17 protein-coding genes are annotated in these 16,055 nt (G+C 58.3%); 9 read left to right on the forward strand and 8 right to left on the reverse strand.

Annotated elements, in window-relative coordinates:
* The first annotated feature begins 83 nt into the window (after positions 1 to 83).
* From C7964_RS12755 to C7964_RS12765, 3 genes are read left to right on the forward strand one after another with little or no spacing between them, the layout of a single operon-like run.
* Complete coding sequence (locus C7964_RS12755; RefSeq protein WP_110280021.1) at positions 84 to 734, forward strand: DUF1007 family protein; 651 nt, start codon at positions 84 to 86, stop codon at positions 732 to 734.
* Positions 716 to 1,600 carry a nickel/cobalt transporter gene (locus C7964_RS12760; RefSeq protein WP_110280022.1) on the forward strand — a complete coding sequence of 295 codons (885 nt, stop codon included), beginning with the start codon at positions 716 to 718 and terminating at the stop codon, positions 1,598 to 1,600. Before C7964_RS12755 ends, C7964_RS12760 begins: the two co-directional genes overlap by 19 nt.
* 42 nt (positions 1,601 to 1,642) lie before the next feature.
* The gene (locus C7964_RS12765) at positions 1,643 to 3,013 is read left to right on the forward strand and encodes an MATE family efflux transporter (protein WP_110280023.1); all 1,371 of its coding nucleotides are present in this window, start codon (positions 1,643 to 1,645) and stop codon (positions 3,011 to 3,013) included.
* On the opposite strand, the gene C7964_RS12770 is transcribed toward C7964_RS12765, so the two are convergent.
* From C7964_RS12770 to lgt, 5 genes are all read right to left on the reverse strand, one after another.
* Complete coding sequence (locus C7964_RS12770) at positions 3,002 to 3,793, reverse strand: Hint domain-containing protein (protein ID WP_110280024.1); 792 nt, start codon at positions 3,791 to 3,793, stop codon at positions 3,002 to 3,004. The genes C7964_RS12765 and C7964_RS12770 overlap by 12 nt on opposite strands.
* A gap of 220 nt (positions 3,794 to 4,013) precedes the next feature.
* Positions 4,014 to 4,175 (reverse strand): hypothetical protein, encoded by a 162-nt coding sequence (locus tag C7964_RS19985; RefSeq protein ID WP_181417171.1) that lies wholly within the window; start codon positions 4,173 to 4,175, stop codon positions 4,014 to 4,016.
* A 238-nt stretch (positions 4,176 to 4,413) separates the two neighbouring features.
* The gene (pgeF, locus tag C7964_RS12775; RefSeq protein ID WP_110280025.1) at positions 4,414 to 5,169 is read right to left on the reverse strand and encodes a peptidoglycan editing factor PgeF; all 756 of its coding nucleotides are present in this window, start codon (positions 5,167 to 5,169) and stop codon (positions 4,414 to 4,416) included.
* Entirely contained in the window at positions 5,166 to 6,224 is a 1,059-nt protein-coding gene (locus C7964_RS12780) for a class I SAM-dependent methyltransferase (RefSeq protein ID WP_110280026.1), read from the reverse strand. Before C7964_RS12780 ends, pgeF begins: the two co-directional genes overlap by 4 nt.
* A complete protein-coding gene (gene lgt, locus C7964_RS12785; RefSeq protein WP_110280263.1) occupies positions 6,221 to 7,099 on the reverse strand; it encodes a prolipoprotein diacylglyceryl transferase in 879 nt (292 codons plus the stop codon). Before lgt ends, C7964_RS12780 begins: the two co-directional genes overlap by 4 nt.
* A 109-nt stretch (positions 7,100 to 7,208) precedes the next feature.
* On the opposite strand from lgt, the gene C7964_RS12790 reads away from it, so the two are divergent.
* Positions 7,209 to 7,445 (forward strand): accessory factor UbiK family protein, encoded by a 237-nt coding sequence (locus C7964_RS12790; RefSeq protein ID WP_110280027.1) that lies wholly within the window; start codon positions 7,209 to 7,211, stop codon positions 7,443 to 7,445.
* A gap of 300 nt (positions 7,446 to 7,745) precedes the next feature.
* On the opposite strand, the gene C7964_RS12795 is transcribed toward C7964_RS12790, so the two are convergent.
* The 3 genes from C7964_RS12795 to C7964_RS12805 form a co-directional block, all read right to left on the reverse strand.
* Positions 7,746 to 8,213, reverse strand: coding sequence for a DUF305 domain-containing protein (locus tag C7964_RS12795; protein ID WP_110280028.1), 468 nt, complete (start codon positions 8,211 to 8,213; stop codon positions 7,746 to 7,748).
* A 464-nt stretch (positions 8,214 to 8,677) separates the two neighbouring features.
* The gene (locus C7964_RS12800) at positions 8,678 to 9,439 is read right to left on the reverse strand and encodes a hypothetical protein (protein WP_110280029.1); all 762 of its coding nucleotides are present in this window, start codon (positions 9,437 to 9,439) and stop codon (positions 8,678 to 8,680) included.
* 201 nt (positions 9,440 to 9,640) lie between these two features.
* Positions 9,641 to 10,672 (reverse strand): M42 family metallopeptidase, encoded by a 1,032-nt coding sequence (locus C7964_RS12805; RefSeq protein WP_110280030.1) that lies wholly within the window; start codon positions 10,670 to 10,672, stop codon positions 9,641 to 9,643.
* A 236-nt stretch (positions 10,673 to 10,908) separates the two neighbouring features.
* Between C7964_RS12805 and C7964_RS12810 the strand changes: the two genes are divergently transcribed.
* The 5 genes from C7964_RS12810 (at position 10,909) to C7964_RS12830 (ending at position 16,018) form a co-directional block, all read left to right on the forward strand.
* Positions 10,909 to 11,412, forward strand: a complete 504-nt coding sequence (locus C7964_RS12810; protein ID WP_110280264.1) for a type III secretion system chaperone family protein — start codon at positions 10,909 to 10,911, stop codon at positions 11,410 to 11,412.
* Between the two features lie 774 nt (positions 11,413 to 12,186).
* Complete coding sequence (locus tag C7964_RS12815; RefSeq protein ID WP_110280031.1) at positions 12,187 to 13,668, forward strand: type IV pili methyl-accepting chemotaxis transducer N-terminal domain-containing protein; 1,482 nt, start codon at positions 12,187 to 12,189, stop codon at positions 13,666 to 13,668.
* A 259-nt stretch (positions 13,669 to 13,927) separates the two neighbouring features.
* Positions 13,928 to 14,743 (forward strand): pyrroline-5-carboxylate reductase, encoded by an 816-nt coding sequence (proC, locus tag C7964_RS12820; RefSeq protein WP_110280032.1) that lies wholly within the window; start codon positions 13,928 to 13,930, stop codon positions 14,741 to 14,743.
* Complete coding sequence (locus C7964_RS12825) at positions 14,736 to 15,074, forward strand: tRNA-binding protein (protein WP_110280033.1); 339 nt, start codon at positions 14,736 to 14,738, stop codon at positions 15,072 to 15,074. Before proC ends, C7964_RS12825 begins: the two co-directional genes overlap by 8 nt.
* Positions 15,071 to 16,018: a 2-hydroxyacid dehydrogenase gene (locus C7964_RS12830; RefSeq protein WP_110280034.1), complete on the forward strand. Its 948-nt coding sequence runs from the start codon at positions 15,071 to 15,073 to the stop codon at positions 16,016 to 16,018. The genes C7964_RS12825 and C7964_RS12830 overlap by 4 nt, the downstream gene beginning before the upstream one ends.
* Positions 16,019 to 16,055: the final 37 nt, after the last annotated feature.

A 16,055-nucleotide genomic window follows, 5' to 3' on the forward strand; every position in this document is an offset into this window, starting at 1 on the left:
AATTTTTGGCAAAAAATTGATCGCTGCGGGGCGGTGGCTGCAAGCGCATTGTCGATGCTCCAAGATATCCCTACATAGGCGACATGCGTATTTTGCTTCCCCTTCTTGCCGCTTTGGCCGTGCCCGTCACCGTGGCGGCCCACCCGCATGTGTTTGTGCAGGCACAGGTCACCGTCGTCTTTGATGAGGCCGGCGACATGGGGATCAAGCTTGATTGGCAATATGACGATCTGTTTTCGCTTCTGGTGACAACTGATCTTGGCATCGACATGGATGGCGATCTGGTCCTGACCGCTGATGAACAGGCCCTGCTCGAGAGCCAGATTGCAGCTTGGCCCCCCGAATATGCCGGTGATCTCGAGGTCGCGCAGGGTGGTGCGGTGCTGGCTTTGGGGGAAAAGCAGGATCATCGCATGACCTATGTTGAGGGGCTTTTTCTGGAAACACATCTGCGGCCCGTACCGGATGTGCCCGATCGCGCGTCACCGCTGCAGATACGGGTGTACGACCCCAGTTTTTACACCGCTTATGATTTGCGCCGTCCTGTGCTGATCGAAGGGCGCGATGATTGCAGCGCCGAGATCATTCCCGCCGATATTGATGCCGCCTATGCGCTGGCAGAAAGCCTGCTTGACGGGCAAAGCGCTGATGAGGTTGGCCCCGACGACTACTTCCCAGCCATTGGCGATGCGTTCGCGGACACGATTGTTGTGACATGCGCTGGCCCGCTCTGATCCTTGCGGCCTTCGGGGCGCTGGCGCTTTGGCTTTGGGGCTTTGGCGGGGCGGATCAGGTAACGCGCTATGCCAGTGCTGCCCAGCGCGATGTGCAAAACGCCATGGCTGCGGCCCTGCGCGGATTGCGCGCAGGTGAGCCGGGGGCGCTGGCCACGCTTTGGGGGCTGTGTTTCGCCTACGGGTTTGTCCACGCCGCGGGGCCGGGCCATGGCAAGCTGGTGATTGGTGGCTATGGCGCAGGCACGCGGGTCCCTGCGCGGCGCTTGGCAGGGCTGGCGCTGGGTGCCTCACTGGCGCAGGCGCTGACAGCGGTGCTGCTGGTTTACGCGGCCGTCTTTGTGTTCGGCTGGGGACGCGAACAGATGACAGGGGTGGCCGATGATGTGCTGGCCCCGCTCAGCTATGCATTGATAGGCGCAGTAGGTTTTTGGCTCATGCTGCGGGGCCTGCGCCATTTGCGACCCAAGCATGACCATGCCCATGCGGGCAACAGTGACGTCTGTGCCTCTTGCGGACATGCCCATGGGCCGACAATGGAACAGGCCGAGACTGTGCGTTCCTGGCGGGATGCGCTGGTGGTGATCGGCACGATTGCGATCCGGCCCTGCACAGGCGCGCTGTTCCTGCTGATCCTGACGTGGCGGTTGGGCATCGACTGGGCGGGGATCATTGGGGCCTTTGTCATGGGTCTTGGCACCGCGAGCATTACCGTGATGGTGGCCTTCGCCGCTGTTAGGTTGCGCGAAAGCGCCTTGCAGTTGGTGCAGCACGGGGCGGTGGCGCGGACCCTGGCCTGGGCCGAGATTCTGGCGGGTGCGATTGTCGTCTTGCTTGCCAGTCAATTGGTGCTGCGCAGCATCTGATTGCACTTTACCGGCACGCGGAACGGGCCTAAGGGTTTGGCCATGCAACCTGTCGCACAAACATATCAAGACCACAGCCGTGCGATCTGGAAACTGGGGATGCCCCTGATCCTGAGCAATCTGGCGCAGTTTGCCATCCATATCACCGATACGGTGATGCTGGGCTGGTATGATGTCACTGCACTTGCCGCCTCGACCATCGCCGGCACATTGTTCTTTGTCATCTTCATCGTGGGCGCAGGGTTCGCGCAGGCGGTCACACCTTTGGTGGCTTCGGCTGCGGAACAGGGTGATGAAGTGCAGGTACGACGCGTCACGCGGATGGGGTTGTGGTTGTCGATCTTCTACGGGTTCATTGTCACGATCCCGTTCTTCTGGGCCGAAGACATCCTCATCGCCATCGGACAGGATGCCGAGGTGTCGCGGCTGGCCCATATCTATCTGCAGATCGTGATCTGGCAGATGATCCCTGCGCTGATCGTCATGACGTTCAAGTCCTTTCTGGCGGCACTTGAACACACGGCGATTATTCTGTGGGCGACGATCGGGACTGCGGTGCTGAATGTCTTTATCAATTATGCGCTAATCTTCGGAAACTGGGGTATGCCGGAACTGGGGATCACGGGGGCCGCGATTGCGTCTTTGAGTGTGACGCTGATCACGGTTCTGCTGTTGATGATCTATATCCTGCGTGTCCTGCCGCAATTTGAACTGTTCAAGAATTTCTGGCGCAGTGACAGCGCAATCCTGCGCCGTGTGTTCATGCTGGGCTGGCCCATTGGTGCCACGTCGCTGGCCGAGGGCGGGTTGTTCAGCGCCTCTGCCATCATGGTCGGCTGGATCGGGCCGATTGAGCTTGCCGCACATGGCATCGCGATCCAGTTGGCCAGCCTGACATTCATGGTTCATATCGGTTTCAGTCAGGCGGCCACTGTGCGGGCGGGCCGTGCCTTGGGGCGACGGGATGAATTATCGTTGCGCCGTGGCGGCATGACGGCGATCGGGATGTCGGCGATCTATGCGGTGATCACATCGCTCATTTTTCTGGCGATGCCAGAGTTCTTGGTGTCGCTCTTCATCGACCCCAATGAACCGGAACGCGCCAATTTGCTGCGCATCGGTGCGAGCCTTGTGATGGTTGCCGCCCTGTTCCAACTGGTGGACGGGTTGCAGGTGCTGGCGCTCGGCCTGTTGCGCGGTGTGCAGGATACAGCCGTGCCAATGGTCATGGCGGCGATCAGCTATTGGGTGATCGGATTGCCGGTCAGCTATCTGCTGGCCTTTACCTTGGGCTTTGGTGCGGTGGGGCTGTGGCTGGGTCTCGTGATCGGGTTGGCCATCGCCGCAGCACTGCTTTTGTGGCGGTTCTGGGGGAGATCGGTGAAGATCGCCCCGCAGGTCCTAGCCGAGTAGTTCGAGGTCGCGCATCCGCAGGCGCGGGTGCTCCATCAATCCAAAGTCTTCAAAACCGCGTTTGTGGGGGAAGAGCGAGAGATATTCGCGCAAGGCATCGCCCCGCAGACCGAGGTTGAAGGCGGAACCCGGATGCAGTGTTTCGATCTCCAACCCGTTGACTACGACACAGCGCTGCCCGGCAAATCCGAACTGGAAGACGCTGACGGGCGTTGCAGGCTCAAGGCTGAGCACAGTGTTGCCGTCGACAAAGTCGGCAGCGGGGATGAAGGCGGCATCACTGCCAGCTACGCGGCGGATACCGTTCGCACGGTGTAGCAGACGGGCCGATGGCCCCAGCACCAGATCCTGCGACGGGCGGCTGTAGCCGAAGGCGTCGCCGGTGATCCGTGTCATCATGGGTTGCTTTGAATTGGCCGCATTTGTTGCGGGACCAAGCGTGATCCGGCCACGCCACAACAGCTTTTCATAGCTGCCATCGGCAAGGCGGACATCGTCGCCCGGCATTACGTCTTCGACAGACATAAAGCCGTTCTGGGTCTGCACGATTGCCGCATGGCCGAGGACGGAGAACGCTTCCTCAAAGGCCGGATGGGCGCGGGCAATGGTGTTAAACTCGTTAAAGCGGCCTTGCGCATCAAGGTACATCACCTCGTATTTGCGCTGCGCAACATCGCTGTTTTGCGTTTTCGCATGTTGCCGCTGGGCAGGCGTAAGCCTGATTTGCTGGCTGAAAATATCGATTGCATGCTGCGTGCCGGAAGTCGGGGAGGGTTCCATCAAAAAAGCCTTTTCAGAGCTGACGTCATCTGCTGTCCCACCAACAACATCTGAGCAATAGTTACAGTTGTTCTGATTTGCGGGGCACGGATGCCCGGCAAATCGATGCAACCAAGACCTGCCCCAACACACGGCGCAGTATCGTTCGGATGGCTGCATCTTCCTTTTTTGCCCGGTGCCACCTGCCGCAAAGGGCAGTAAAGGTCCAAGGCGGGGCGCGTTAAGCGCCCTGTGCGATGCGTTCGAGAGGTTGCACTGTATCGCCTGCATTTTCTGAACGGCGTGCGATCATGGCTTCACGCAGGCTGCCACGTGCCCAAGGCATTGGCGTGTCATATGTGGCGACTGCAGCTTCGAGTGACTTCTGCCAGCGGCTTTTCATGGTGATACCTCTTTTTTCTTGGTGCCCTTTATGGGCGCTGATTGAGGATCAGGATGCGAGATCATACTGGCGAGATTTTGACCAACTGAGGAAAAGATTCAGTCGCGCGCATTAATTCGGCAAAAAGGGCGGATATCTTTGATAATTATAGAAATTATCCAAGGCTGGAGTGTGCCGAAGAGATGCTTGTTTAACAAACCTAGGCAGGTCTTGCCTCATTTCGTTAAACAGCGCCGGTTTACAGCCTTATTGCTGCAATGAGCCGTCCATAGTCGGCCTGCCGTTCATGGACGCTGCGCCGGTAGCTGTAGAATCGGTCAGGATGTGCGTAGGTGCAATGATGTGTCCATGAGGCTGACGCAATACCGCATTGCTTGAGCTTGAAAAGCCCGAAGGCAGGCAGGTCAAAGAAGGAGCGGTCGCCTTTGCCTTGTCTGAAGAAGCGGTCGAATTGGGGATCAGTGGAAACGAATGTGTCGTAGAACTCTGGCCCGACCTCATAGTTGGCCTGACTGATACAGGGGCCGATGACCGCCACGATGTTGGCGCGCGTCGCACCCAGGTTTTCCATCGCGGCGACGGTCGCCTCAAGCACGCCGTTGACGGCCCCTTTCCACCCCGCATGTGCCGCCCCGATCACGCCCGCCTGCGTATCTGCAAACAGCACGGGCTGGCAGTCGGCGGTCAGGACGGAGAGCGCGACGCCCTTGGTGGCGGTGACCAGCGCGTCGGCTTTGGGGGCGGGTGTCACGGGTGTGCCCAGTGTGACGACATCGGCCGAATGAACCTGATGCACACCGACAAGTTTTTCCGCATCTACGCCCAGCGTTTTTGCAACGCGCGCGCGGTTGATCGCAACGATCTCGTGCTGGTCCGAGCTGCCATAGCCGCAGTTCAACCCCGCAAACACGCCAGAGGATGCGCCACCTGCGCGGGTGAAGAACCCGTGCGGCACATTTTCCAGAAGCGGCGAGGTAATAATGTCGAGCGTCATGGCTCCAGTCCGGGAGGTGGTGTTGCGGTTGACGGATAAAGGCCGATCACTTTGAAAAGGTCGCCCATTTCGGCAGGGTGGGTCAAGCGCCGATGTGCGGCGATATGGGCCGTGCGGGCCTCACCTGCCAGTTTCGCACCAAGCGCCTGTGCGCGGGCGGTGATCCCGAGGCGTTCAAGGAAGACGCCTTGGGAGGTCAGGCGCGTATATTTGGCAGGGGCGGCATGGGCGGCGATCGCAGCGAAATCGACATGCGCGGTCAGGTCAGCCTGGCCCGGGGTTGCAAGCGGTTCGCTGTAGGATTGGGATTGCAGCGCTTGCAGCGTGTCGCCCAGTGACTGCCAGTCACCGTAGTCGATGATCAGCGCGCAACCGCCGGATCTTTCAATCTGTGCGCCGATGGTTTCCGTGATGGCGGGAAGGGAGGGGCAAATCTCGACCAGATCACCCTCTGTCGTGTCTGTGAGGCGGTCTTCGACTGCCGCGATGGGTGCCGCTGCTGAGAGCCCGAAGGCGAGCGCACCATCCGTCACGCCGACCATCTTTTCGCGCCAGCCGTCGCCGCTGCGGATGAATTGGCGGATCGGCAGGGCGTCGAAGAATTCATTGGCAATCAGGTAGAGCGGCGCGTCGGGCAGTGTCGCGATACTGTCGTGCCATGTGGCGTGCGCAATGCGCGCGCTCTGGGCTTTGCGCAGTGTGGGGGAGGTCTCGACCAGATGAACCGAGAGTGCCTGGTGAAAGCCCGGCACGCCGCGTGTGGCGCGCAGGGCGTCCTGCATCAGGGTCCCGCGACCGGGGCCAAGTTCGGCCAGCGTGATCTGCGCGGGTTGTCCTTGGTCGATCCAGGCTTGGGCCAGTGCCAGCCCGATCAGCTCGCCGAACATCTGGCTGATCTCGGGGGCTGTGGTGAAATCGCCCGCAGCCCCGAAGGGATCGCGCGTGGCGTAATAGCCGTGCTCGGGGTGCATCAGGCAATCGGCCATATAATCGGCCAGAGTGATTGGTCCGGTCCGCGCGATGCGGGCGATCAGCAGATCACCCAAGGCGGTCATTTGCGTGCGGCCCTGATCACAACGGCAAGGCCCACGAGGATCATCGGCAGGGTCAGTGTCTGGCCCATGGTCAGCCCGTAGCCGCCGATGTGGAACGCCAGACCCAGTTCATTGCCGGCGCTGACGAATTGTGCGTCCGGCTGGCGCACGAATTCCACAAGGAAACGCGCGATGCCGTAGCCCGTGAAGAAGACGCCCGACAAAAGCCACGGTTTCTTCAACCCGCCAAAGCGGAAGGCGAGCAGGATCAGGATCGCGCCCAGCAGCAGCCCTTCAAGCCCCGCCTCATAGAGTTGCGATGGGTGACGCACGCAAGGCTCTAACGCGGTTGCGCAGGCTTGGGCGGCTTGGCCCGGGAAGATCACACCCCACGGCAGATCGGTCTGGCGGCCCCAGAGTTCGGCGTTGATGAAATTGGCGATACGCACCAGCAAGATCGCGGGGGTGGCGGCCACGGCGATGATATCGGCCAGATCGGAGAGCGGCACCTTATGGCGGCGGCTGAAGAGGCAGACCGCCACAACGACGCCCAGGAAACCCCCGTGAAAGGACAGACCGCCCTCCCATATCTTGATGATATCCAGCGGTGCGGCCAGAAAATCGGCGGGTTTATAGAACAGCACATAGCCCAGACGTCCGCCGCCAATGACACCGACAACGATATAGGTCAGCAGGTCTTCGAGTTGGGACACCTGCATCGGCGCGCCATTGCGCCACAATGCGGGGCGTTTCAGGGCCAGTTTGATCAGCTGCCAGCCAATCGCGATCCCCACGATATAGGCCATCGCGTACCAGCGCAGGGCAATAGTGACGCCGAAGAGCGTGAACGAGAAAATCTCGGGCGAGATATCGGGGAAAGGAATGGCTGCGAACATGGGGCTATTCCTTGTCTGGCGGTGCGGCAAAGTCAACCGCTCTTGCCTTGGGTTGTAGCCTTGGGCGCAAAGGCCCATATAAAGGACAAGCACCAGATTGGAGAGCACCATGCAGAGCAACAACAAAATCCTTGATGACATCAGCCAGTTGATGACCAACGCCATGGGCGTGGCCCAGGGTGCCAAGGACGAGGCGCAGACCGCGATGAAGTCCATGATGGACCGCTGGCTGGCCGACCGCGATTTCGTGACCCGCGAAGAATTCGACGCGGTCCGTGCGATGGCGCAGAAAGCGCGCGAAGAGAATGAGGCGCTGAAAGCCCGTATTGAAGCGCTGGAAAAATAGGTCGGGTCCTGCCGCCGCGATACTTGAGTGGCGGGGGAGCCCCGCCCTACCGTCCTTCACTTTCGCGCGTGAGCGTGACCAGCTGTGCGCAGGTGCAGCGGATGTTCGGTTTGAGCACCTATTGCTCTTGCTGGAGGGCGTGCGAAAGGCTTCTTTGACCAATGAGGCAAAACCCTTCAACACTGTTTGGCTTGTGAACGAGGTTTGTAGCGGCGCAAAACGGTCTATCGCCGAGCCCTTCCAGAAATGAGCGTTCTTGGAAAGGGCTGCACAGTTTTGAACTATGCAGCCCGTTTCAGATCAGTTCACGTTTGCTGTTAGCCAATTTTTCATAAGCTCAATTTCACCAACCTGAGCTTCCATGATTTCCTCAGCAAGTTTAATCATTTTGGGATCATCGCCATGGTCGATCAGGACCTGCGCCATGTCGATGGCACCTTGGTGATGCGCAATCATGCCACAAGCGAATGCGACATCGGGATCTTCATTCATCATACCTTGCTCCATGGCAGGCATGGTAATCATCATCTTTCGCATATTCACCTGAACATGTTCGGGAGAGTTGCTGAGGTCAGCGCTCTCGGGCGCCATCATTCCATCACTATGGCCCATGGCTGAATGGTCCATGGCTGAATGGTCCATTTCACCCATTGTGGAAGATGTGATGCACTGTTCGGGAAGCTGGAATTCAGTATCTTGAGCCAAAGCTGGGAGCGAAAATGCTGCCGCTGCGAGCGCTGTTGCAAGGGATAACTTCACAAAGTTCATATTGAGTTTTCCTTAGAGTTTGAACGCAGAGTGGGCGCAGATGCGAACCCAACAAACTCATAGCTAATCCTTCCAGCAAGTGGAGGGTCAAATACTAACGCATCACAGCTTCGAGAGCGTCCAGACCGCCAGACCAATTACCGACGTTCGCTATTCATCACTTCATTCAGTATATGCGTTCCCAAAACCACCGTTCCTTGAACAGCTCGCCTAAACGGACCTTGGCGCACATCGAACCAAGGTCTAAAAAGTCCGAACAGCCGACCTTCACCTAAGACCCGCCCAAAGATGATACCAGATTACCCAGCAGCACTGCTCAGTCTTTCGTCGTGACCTTCTTGGTCACCGAGTGGAGATAACGGGTGCTGTTTTCCACAAGTCCGGTAAGCGACGGGGTTCCGGAACACGAATAGCGATGACGTCCGGCAAAGGACATCATCGCTGTCGTTTCAAGCACCCGGTGTCTAGACCAGGTTCTGGGTATGCATCCCGTCGGTCGGCGCACAGGCCGGAAAGCCGTATTGCGGGCCGGGTGCGACGCAATCCCAATAGACGACATCGCCCGGGTTCACCATTTTGGTGGCATAGCTTTCGCCCAAAGAGCCGGAGTCATGTGGGTTTGGATAGCCGTTGATCGACCAGAACCAGAACGGTGCATGCGATGTAAGCGCCTGTGGAGGCGCCGTATAGGTTGTCCCATGAATATCGAACGATCCGATGATCCGCTTGGGATCAAAATGAGGATCATCTGCAAAGCTCAATGCGAAATTACCCCCTTGTGACGAAGATACGCTGGGCTGATGGCTGCTGGTGATCTGATCCATTATGTCTGAAATCAGAGCAGGCCCGGCCAGCGGTGCGCTTTGCCAAACAGCGATGTTCTGGAAAGGGGATTGCCCGGGGTTAGCCGGGTCCGGGCCCCAGCTTACGGCAATCGAAACCGTTCCGGCACAGGCCTCGGGGGATGCCAGCGCGCTGATACTTTGCTGCCGCATCACATTATACAGCATTTTCGTGGCCTGACGGTATCCGGACAACGGGCGCACAACGGAATACCCGTTTGTAGAGGCGGTACTTGCCTCGACCATAACACGGCGCAGAACCGACCATTGCGCCTTGCTGAGACCGGCGTTGCCGCCGATTGTCACAGGATCCGCAAGGAATTTGCGTAGAAGCGCATCGTCGCTCAACAGGTTTCGCAGGAACATGCTAAATACATCGTTCATTAAATCTCTCCTAGTTTCTGTGCAGGATAGCACACGCATAGGTTGAGATAGGCTGCGATATTATCTGTGCGCTGTGACACAGTCGTGCAAGTATAGGACCACCGTTTGATCTATGCTCTGGGAAATGCGTCGGGTTGTCTGCGGACAGCACCAAAGGAAGATTTATCTCTTGAGGGTATCCGGGTTTGACCCGTCTTACTCCTAAAACTCCGCCAGATACGCCACCAGAATATCAAGCGCGGCCTGCAAATCGTCTTTTGCGACCATCTCGGTGACTGTGTGGATGTAGCGTGTGCCAACGACAATCCCCACCGCGCGTGCGCCAGCGGCCGCTTGTTGGGCGGCTGCGCCGTCCTGTCCGCCTGCAGCGAGCATCGTGCGCTGGTAGGGGATCTTTTTCTTGTTCGCGAGGGCTTCGATGTCGGCCACCAGTGCTTTGTCGGCGATGAACGAGCTGTCGCGCACGTGCAGGCCGAACCCTTTGCCCTGATGTGTCGTGGCATCCTTTTCTGGGATGCCGGGTGTATCGCAGGCCAGTGTCACGTCGATGCCCAGCCCGATGTCGGGTTTGATCGCATAGGCGGCGGTGCGGGCGCCACGCAATCCGACCTCTTCCTGACAGGTAAAGGCCACGTGGATTTCGGCACCACGCCCCTTTTTGCCCAAGGCCCTGATCGCTTCGATCCCGAGCCAGCAGGCGATGCGGTTATCCAGCGCCTTGGAGACGAATTTATCGCCCATTTCCAGAAAGGGTTCGTCCATGACGACGTAGTCGCCGATTTTCACGATATCCTTTGCGGCTTTGCCAAGACCCAGGTCGACAAAGAATTCCCCGACTTCGGGCACTTTCTTGCGGTCCTCGGGGGCCGATATATGGACCGGTTTGCCGCCGGGGTTCATCACGCCTTTGAAATCACCCTGATCGGTGCAGACCAGCACACGGCGTGAGAAAAGGTTACGGGGGTCAAAGCCGCCAACAGGCTGGAGATAGAGAAAGCCGTTCTTGTCGATGTGGCTGACCAGAAAGCCGATCTCGTCCATATGGCAGAGCAGCATGATCTTGGGTGCGCCTTTCTTCTTGGCATCGCGGCGGCACAGAAGCGAACCCATAGGGTCTGTTTCAATGTGATCGAAAAGACCTTCGATTTCCGAAGTGATCAGGTCGCGGACCCGTTCTTCATGTCCGGGCACGCCGGGCATTTCGCAAAGCCGTTTAAGAAGGTCGGTGTTCATCGGGTGCTCCCTTGTGTCGCTCAGCATCAAAGTGCGCGCTGGCTGGGCAGAAGGCAATTATCCACATGAATTTTTTGTGTCACATCACTTATCCCCAAAAAATTACTTTACAGCTGCGTCTTTTACGGGCCACGATATGTAGTAGGGGATAAACGTGAACAACACCGCCCCTAGAGCAGGCACCTAGCGCTTGGGCACTGCCATGACCCATGCGCCAAAGCAGTGAGGCCGAGCATATGGCATTGTCCGAACATTACCTTGAGGCTGATGATCTTCACCCTATTGATCTGGTGGAGCACATCGCAGAACACCATGCATGGGAATTTGACCGCATCCATGACGACCAGATCGCCATGGCCGTTGAAGGCCAGTGGCGCACATACTCTATCACGCTGGCTTGGTCTGCCTATGACGAGACCCTGCGCCTGATCTGCACCTTTGATATGGAGCCCCCCGCAGACAGGATGCCGGCGCTCTATGAGACGCTCAACACGATCAACGACCGCTGCTGGGCGGGGGCCTTTACGTGGTGGGCCGAGCAAAACCTGATGGTGTACCGCTACGGGCTGATGCTTGCGGGTGATCAGGTTGCGGGGCCGGACCAGATTGATACGATGATCGGCGCCGCTGTGGCAGCTTGCGAGCAGTATTACCCTGCAATCCAGTTGGTCACATGGGCCGAGCGCACGCCTGAAGAGGCCGTACAGGTGGCGATCGGCGGGGCCTACGGGCGCGCCTAACCGGACAAAAGACAGTCTTTATGAAAAGGGGCAGGCCACGCCGTTGGTCTGCTCTTTTTGTGTTTACGACAGGATTTGCTGCTGTTTCCGGCCACATATGACGCGCCGCTGATTGACGCGTAGACATGCACAGTTCGCCATACATGCAAGCGGCCAAGAACCTTGTCACCTCAATGGCTTATTCGCAGCATATGGCTGGATAAATCAGTGAAAGCTACAGTTTTACAGGCTTTGCAGGCGCGGTCTTGCGGGTGTCGGCCTGCCCCAAAAAGTTTCGAAAACAACCACGAACTGGACACAATTATAGCTAAATACTCTGCTTTGTATCGCAAAGTGAGATGTGATGAGTAGTGAATGGATTTGATGCGTGGCTTGCCTCTGGACAGACCTTTTTCGGGTCTTTGGTAGCTGCCCTGAACTTAGGGAGATGAAGTGTTGACATATATACGCAAGACCGCTCGCGAATTCTCCGAGGCAGTGCGCGCATTTTCCTATGGTCGTTTTTCAACTTCGTCGCGGTCCCTTGCAGATGTGTCAGGCATTGTAGGGGCGCGTTGGATTGGAAGCGCCGAAAGATCGTCGGTCAACTTTCGCGCAGTGGCACCACGTGCCCGCAAACACGCCGACCGTAACCGTGCGATCAACCGTCACCAGAAGGTCCGGGTCTCCAATACGGTGGATGATCAAATTTTGTGCAGCGAACCGCAGCTCATGCGGGAGCTAACTTGTTGATCTTAGGTCAATAAGTGAATTTTATAAGCTAGGAACCATGCAATGCTAATCAAAGACAAGACAAGCCCCCGCAAGATCAAGAGCCCCGCATCACAGCTGCGCGGCGTTTCGAAAATCGCGTTAGTTGCGCTTGCCGTGACGGCTGCGCCGTCCGCGGGCATCTTTACCGCAGAACCCGCAGTGGCACAGCGCATTGACCAGTCTCTTTACAATGGCGGGAAGGCCCGGGTTAACCGCTCAGCCAGCCTGCGTACACTGACTGAAGCAGTGGCGTCTGCCAGTTGCCGGGTGAACGCCGGAATCGGTGCCGAGAGCGCGCAAGTCCAACTGGCCTCTGTACGCGCGGACTTTGACAAGATTATTGATGGCTTGATGAACGGGAACGCCGCCCTTGGCATGCCGGGTGCTGAAGGCAGTGCGCGCACGCTGAACGCCTTGACCACCACCGCAGAATTCTGGGGGCCGCTGGATGCAGCGGCGCAGCGTTTGGCATCCGGTGCTGGCACAGATGATGATGCCGCAACAATCAAAGCAGGATATGCCGACCTGTTCGAACAGACCGAAGTGTTGGCAGCCGTTGTTGCCGGGCAGTACACTGACCCGTCGCAGCTTTTGCAGAGTGACGCGACTGTCCTGAACTTTGCCGTCAGACAGCGCGCCCTTGCCTATCGCATGTCCCGTGCAATGTGTGAACTTGCAACTGGTACGGCGTCCGGGGATGCGCAGCAGGAATTGGCAACATCTGTCGATCAGTTCCAGCAGACGCTTCTTGCGCTCCGCGACGGCTTCCCGGGTGCGGGCATCAATCCTCCGCCGAATGATGCCGTTCGCGCCAGCCTTGAGAGCACCTACCAGATCTGGCTCGACCAGCGCGGGATCTTCGAGGCGGCTTTGGCCGGGCAGACACCATCATCCCAAGATGTCGATGCCGCAGCCGCTTTGTCGGATGCGCTGTCGATCGCGATGAACAATACCATCACACTCTACCTCATCGCGACGCCCGGTCAGGACGGTGTCTACCGGGTGCCGCTTGAGGCCTACGCCCGTGAAGAACTGAGCAACTGGCTCACAAATCCGGACATGATCGCAGCGATCAAGGCGCAGAACGCAGAGCATGATGGCTTGTCAGAAGATGAAGTGATCGCACTTGACCAGCAATGGCGTGCCGAAGCGAGCGCAGGTGGCGGGCCACTGGTTGATAAACTCCTGTCGGCACCGGTGTCTGCTTGGTTGCTTGAACAGCAGGAAGCGACTGCAGGTTTTGTGACGGAAGTCTTCGTCATGGACAACAAAGGTCTGAACGTGGCGCAGAGTGCTGTCACCTCCGATTACTGGCAGGGCGACGAAGCGAAATGGCAGGAAACCTACTCAGTCGGTGCAGATGCTTTGCACATCAGCGAAGTCGAGTTCGACGACAGTACCGGTTTTTACCAGTCGCAAGGTTCAATGTCGATCACAGACCCTGAAACAGGTGAAGTGATTGGTGCGGTCACATTTGGTATCAACGTACAGAACCTGATGTAAGCGACCCCGAACGCAAGACAGCAGCCCCGCCGTGATTTCAGCTATTTAGGCTGAGCACGGCGGGGTTTTTTGTGTGATCTGTCGTCTTGGCGTTGTTGCGATACCTCGCGCAAGCGCGGCAAGTGGCGGTCGCACCTGACACAACGCATGGGCATACCTATCAAAGTCGTCTGTCGTCACTTCTCTTATTCGCAGAACGCATCTTCCAACTGCCCTTCGGCTTGGCTAACCTATTGATAGTTATTCGAGAGGTGCATCAATGAATATGACTGATGTTGCGAAACGCGGGCTTGTGTTGTTGGGCTGCGGCAAGATGGGGTCGGCTATGTTGGAAGGGTGGTTACGCACCGGATTGCCGCCGACGTCAGTTTGGGTGATTGACCCCAATCCATCGGATTGGCTCAAGGAACAGGGTGTGGCCATCGGCGGACAGATCCCGCCTAATCCGGCCGTTGCGATCATCGCGGTCAAACCGCAGATGATGGCCGAGGCGCTGCCTGACGTGAAATCCTTGGGCAACGGCAAGACATTGGTCATCTCGGTCGCTGCGGGCACCCCGATCAGCACTTTTGAGGCGGTACTCGGTCCGAAGACACCGATTGTGCGTGCCATGCCCAACACGCCCGCCTCTATCGGACGTGGCATCACCGCGATCATCGGGAATGAAATGGTGCAAGCGGATCATCTGGACCTGTCCGAGGCGCTTATGCTGTCGGTGGGCGATGTTGTCCGGCTGGATGCAGAAGACCAGATGGATGCGGTCACGGCGATTTCGGGCTCGGGTCCGGCTTATGTGTTCCATTTGATTGAATCCTTGGCCGCTGCCGGCATGGCGCAGGGGTTGTCGGCAGAGCTTTCGATGCAGCTTGCCAAGGCCACTGTCGCCGGTGCGGGTGATCTGGCCGAGCAATCGGACGAAAACCCCGCGCAGTTGCGCACCAATGTGACGTCGCCCAATGGTACAACGCAGGCCGCACTTGAGGTTCTGATGGATGCCAAGACAGGGTTTCCGCATCTGTTGCGCCGTGCGGTCGCGGCGGCGGCGAACCGGTCGCGCGAGTTGGCGAATGGGTGAGATTTCCTTTGACGATTTCCTGAAGGTCGATGTTCGCGTGGGCACCGTCCTGCGCGCCGAGGCCTTTCCCGAAGCCCGTAAGCCCGCGATCAAACTCTGGATCGATTTCGGGGGGGATATCGGTGAGAAAAAGACCTCGGCCCAGATCACCGCGCATTACGCGCCTGAGGCTTTGGTTGGCCGTCAGGTGATGGCTGTTGTGAATTTTCCGCCCCGCCAGATCGGCAAGTTCATGTCTGAAGTTCTGGTGTTGGGTCTGCCTGATGCTGATGGTGAGATCGTTTTGATCGGACCGGACCACCCCGTACCCCTAGGAGGACGTCTACATTGAAAAAACTGCTGATCACCCGCCAACTGCCCGAGGCCAATCTGGCTGCCGCCCGTGCGCGTTTTGACGTGACTGTGCGCGACACTGCCGTAGGATTGACGATGGTTGAAGCGGCGCAGGCCCTGGCGGAGTATGATGCGATTTTGCCGACTTTGGGGGATCAGTTCACCGCCGAGGCCTTTATCGGTGATCTGCGTTGTAAGGTGCTGGCGAATTTCGGGGTGGGGTATAACCACATTGATGTGGAAGCCGCGGGGATGGCCGGTGTGCTTGTCTCGAACACACCCAATGTCGTGACGGATGCCACCGCCGATATCGGGTTGACCCTGATTCTGTCCGTTTGCCGCAGGGCAGGCGAGGGCGAGCGGTTGGTGCGTGCCGATCAATGGACTGGCTGGGGCCCGACACAGATGCTGGGCACCCATGTGACGGGCAAGACCGTCGGGATCGTTGGCATGGGCCGGATCGGGCAAGCTGTGGCGCGGCGCTGTCATTACGGGTTCGAGATGCCGGTGAAATTCTATAACCGCTCTCCCAAGACTGTGGATTTCCCCGCCGAACAGGTCGAAAGCCTGACGGCATTGATGGGCGCATGCGATATCATCGTGGTCACGGTCCCCGGGGGCGGCGAGAACACGCATATGATTGATGCCGCTGCATTGGCCGCGATGAAGCCCACGGGGATCTTCGTCAATATCGCGCGCGGGGATGTTGTGGACGAGGCGGCGCTGATTGCAGCCTTGCAGGCGGGCCAGATTGCAGGCGCGGGCCTTGATGTGTTTGAACATGAACCGCATGTGCCGGACGCGTTCCGCGCGCTGGAGAACGTCGTGCTGCTGCCGCATCTGGGCACGGCCGCGCTCGAAATCCGTGAGGCAATGGGCCAGATGGCGCTGGACAATATCATCGCATGGGAAGAAGGGCGCCCGTTGCCGCAGGCCGTGTGACGGATTGCCCGCAGAACGGGTCTGGATCGCGACGCGC

The organism is Loktanella sp. PT4BL (genome assembly GCF_003201935.1).
Classification (GTDB): Bacteria; Pseudomonadota; Alphaproteobacteria; order Rhodobacterales; family Rhodobacteraceae; genus Yoonia.

Excerpts from the sequence above, each read along its gene's own strand:
- C7964_RS12815 (WP_110280031.1), top strand. The coding sequence starts at position 12,187 with ATGCTAATCAAAGACAAGACAAGCCCCCGCAAGATCAAGAGCCCCGCA.
- C7964_RS12825 (WP_110280033.1), top strand. The coding sequence starts at position 14,736 with ATGGGTGAGATTTCCTTTGACGATTTCCTGAAGGTCGATGTTCGCGTG.
- C7964_RS12790 (WP_110280027.1), top strand. The coding sequence starts at position 7,209 with ATGCAGAGCAACAACAAAATCCTTGATGACATCAGCCAGTTGATGACC.
- C7964_RS12800 (WP_110280029.1), bottom strand. The coding sequence starts at position 9,439 with ATGAACGATGTATTTAGCATGTTCCTGCGAAACCTGTTGAGCGACGAT.
- C7964_RS12760 (WP_110280022.1), top strand. The coding sequence starts at position 716 with ATGCGCTGGCCCGCTCTGATCCTTGCGGCCTTCGGGGCGCTGGCGCTT.
- C7964_RS12780 (WP_110280026.1), bottom strand. The coding sequence starts at position 6,224 with ATGACCGCCTTGGGTGATCTGCTGATCGCCCGCATCGCGCGGACCGGA.
- pgeF (WP_110280025.1), bottom strand. The coding sequence starts at position 5,169 with ATGACGCTCGACATTATTACCTCGCCGCTTCTGGAAAATGTGCCGCAC.
- C7964_RS12765 (WP_110280023.1), top strand. The coding sequence starts at position 1,643 with ATGCAACCTGTCGCACAAACATATCAAGACCACAGCCGTGCGATCTGG.
- proC (WP_110280032.1), top strand. The coding sequence starts at position 13,928 with ATGAATATGACTGATGTTGCGAAACGCGGGCTTGTGTTGTTGGGCTGC.
- C7964_RS12770 (WP_110280024.1), bottom strand. The coding sequence starts at position 3,793 with ATGGAACCCTCCCCGACTTCCGGCACGCAGCATGCAATCGATATTTTC.
- C7964_RS12805 (WP_110280030.1), bottom strand. The coding sequence starts at position 10,672 with ATGAACACCGACCTTCTTAAACGGCTTTGCGAAATGCCCGGCGTGCCC.
- C7964_RS12810 (WP_110280264.1), top strand. The coding sequence starts at position 10,909 with ATGGCATTGTCCGAACATTACCTTGAGGCTGATGATCTTCACCCTATT.
- C7964_RS12795 (WP_110280028.1), bottom strand. The coding sequence starts at position 8,213 with ATGAACTTTGTGAAGTTATCCCTTGCAACAGCGCTCGCAGCGGCAGCA.
- lgt (WP_110280263.1), bottom strand. The coding sequence starts at position 7,099 with ATGTTCGCAGCCATTCCTTTCCCCGATATCTCGCCCGAGATTTTCTCG.
- C7964_RS19985 (WP_181417171.1), bottom strand. The coding sequence starts at position 4,175 with ATGAAAAGCCGCTGGCAGAAGTCACTCGAAGCTGCAGTCGCCACATAT.
- C7964_RS12755 (WP_110280021.1), top strand. The coding sequence starts at position 84 with ATGCGTATTTTGCTTCCCCTTCTTGCCGCTTTGGCCGTGCCCGTCACC.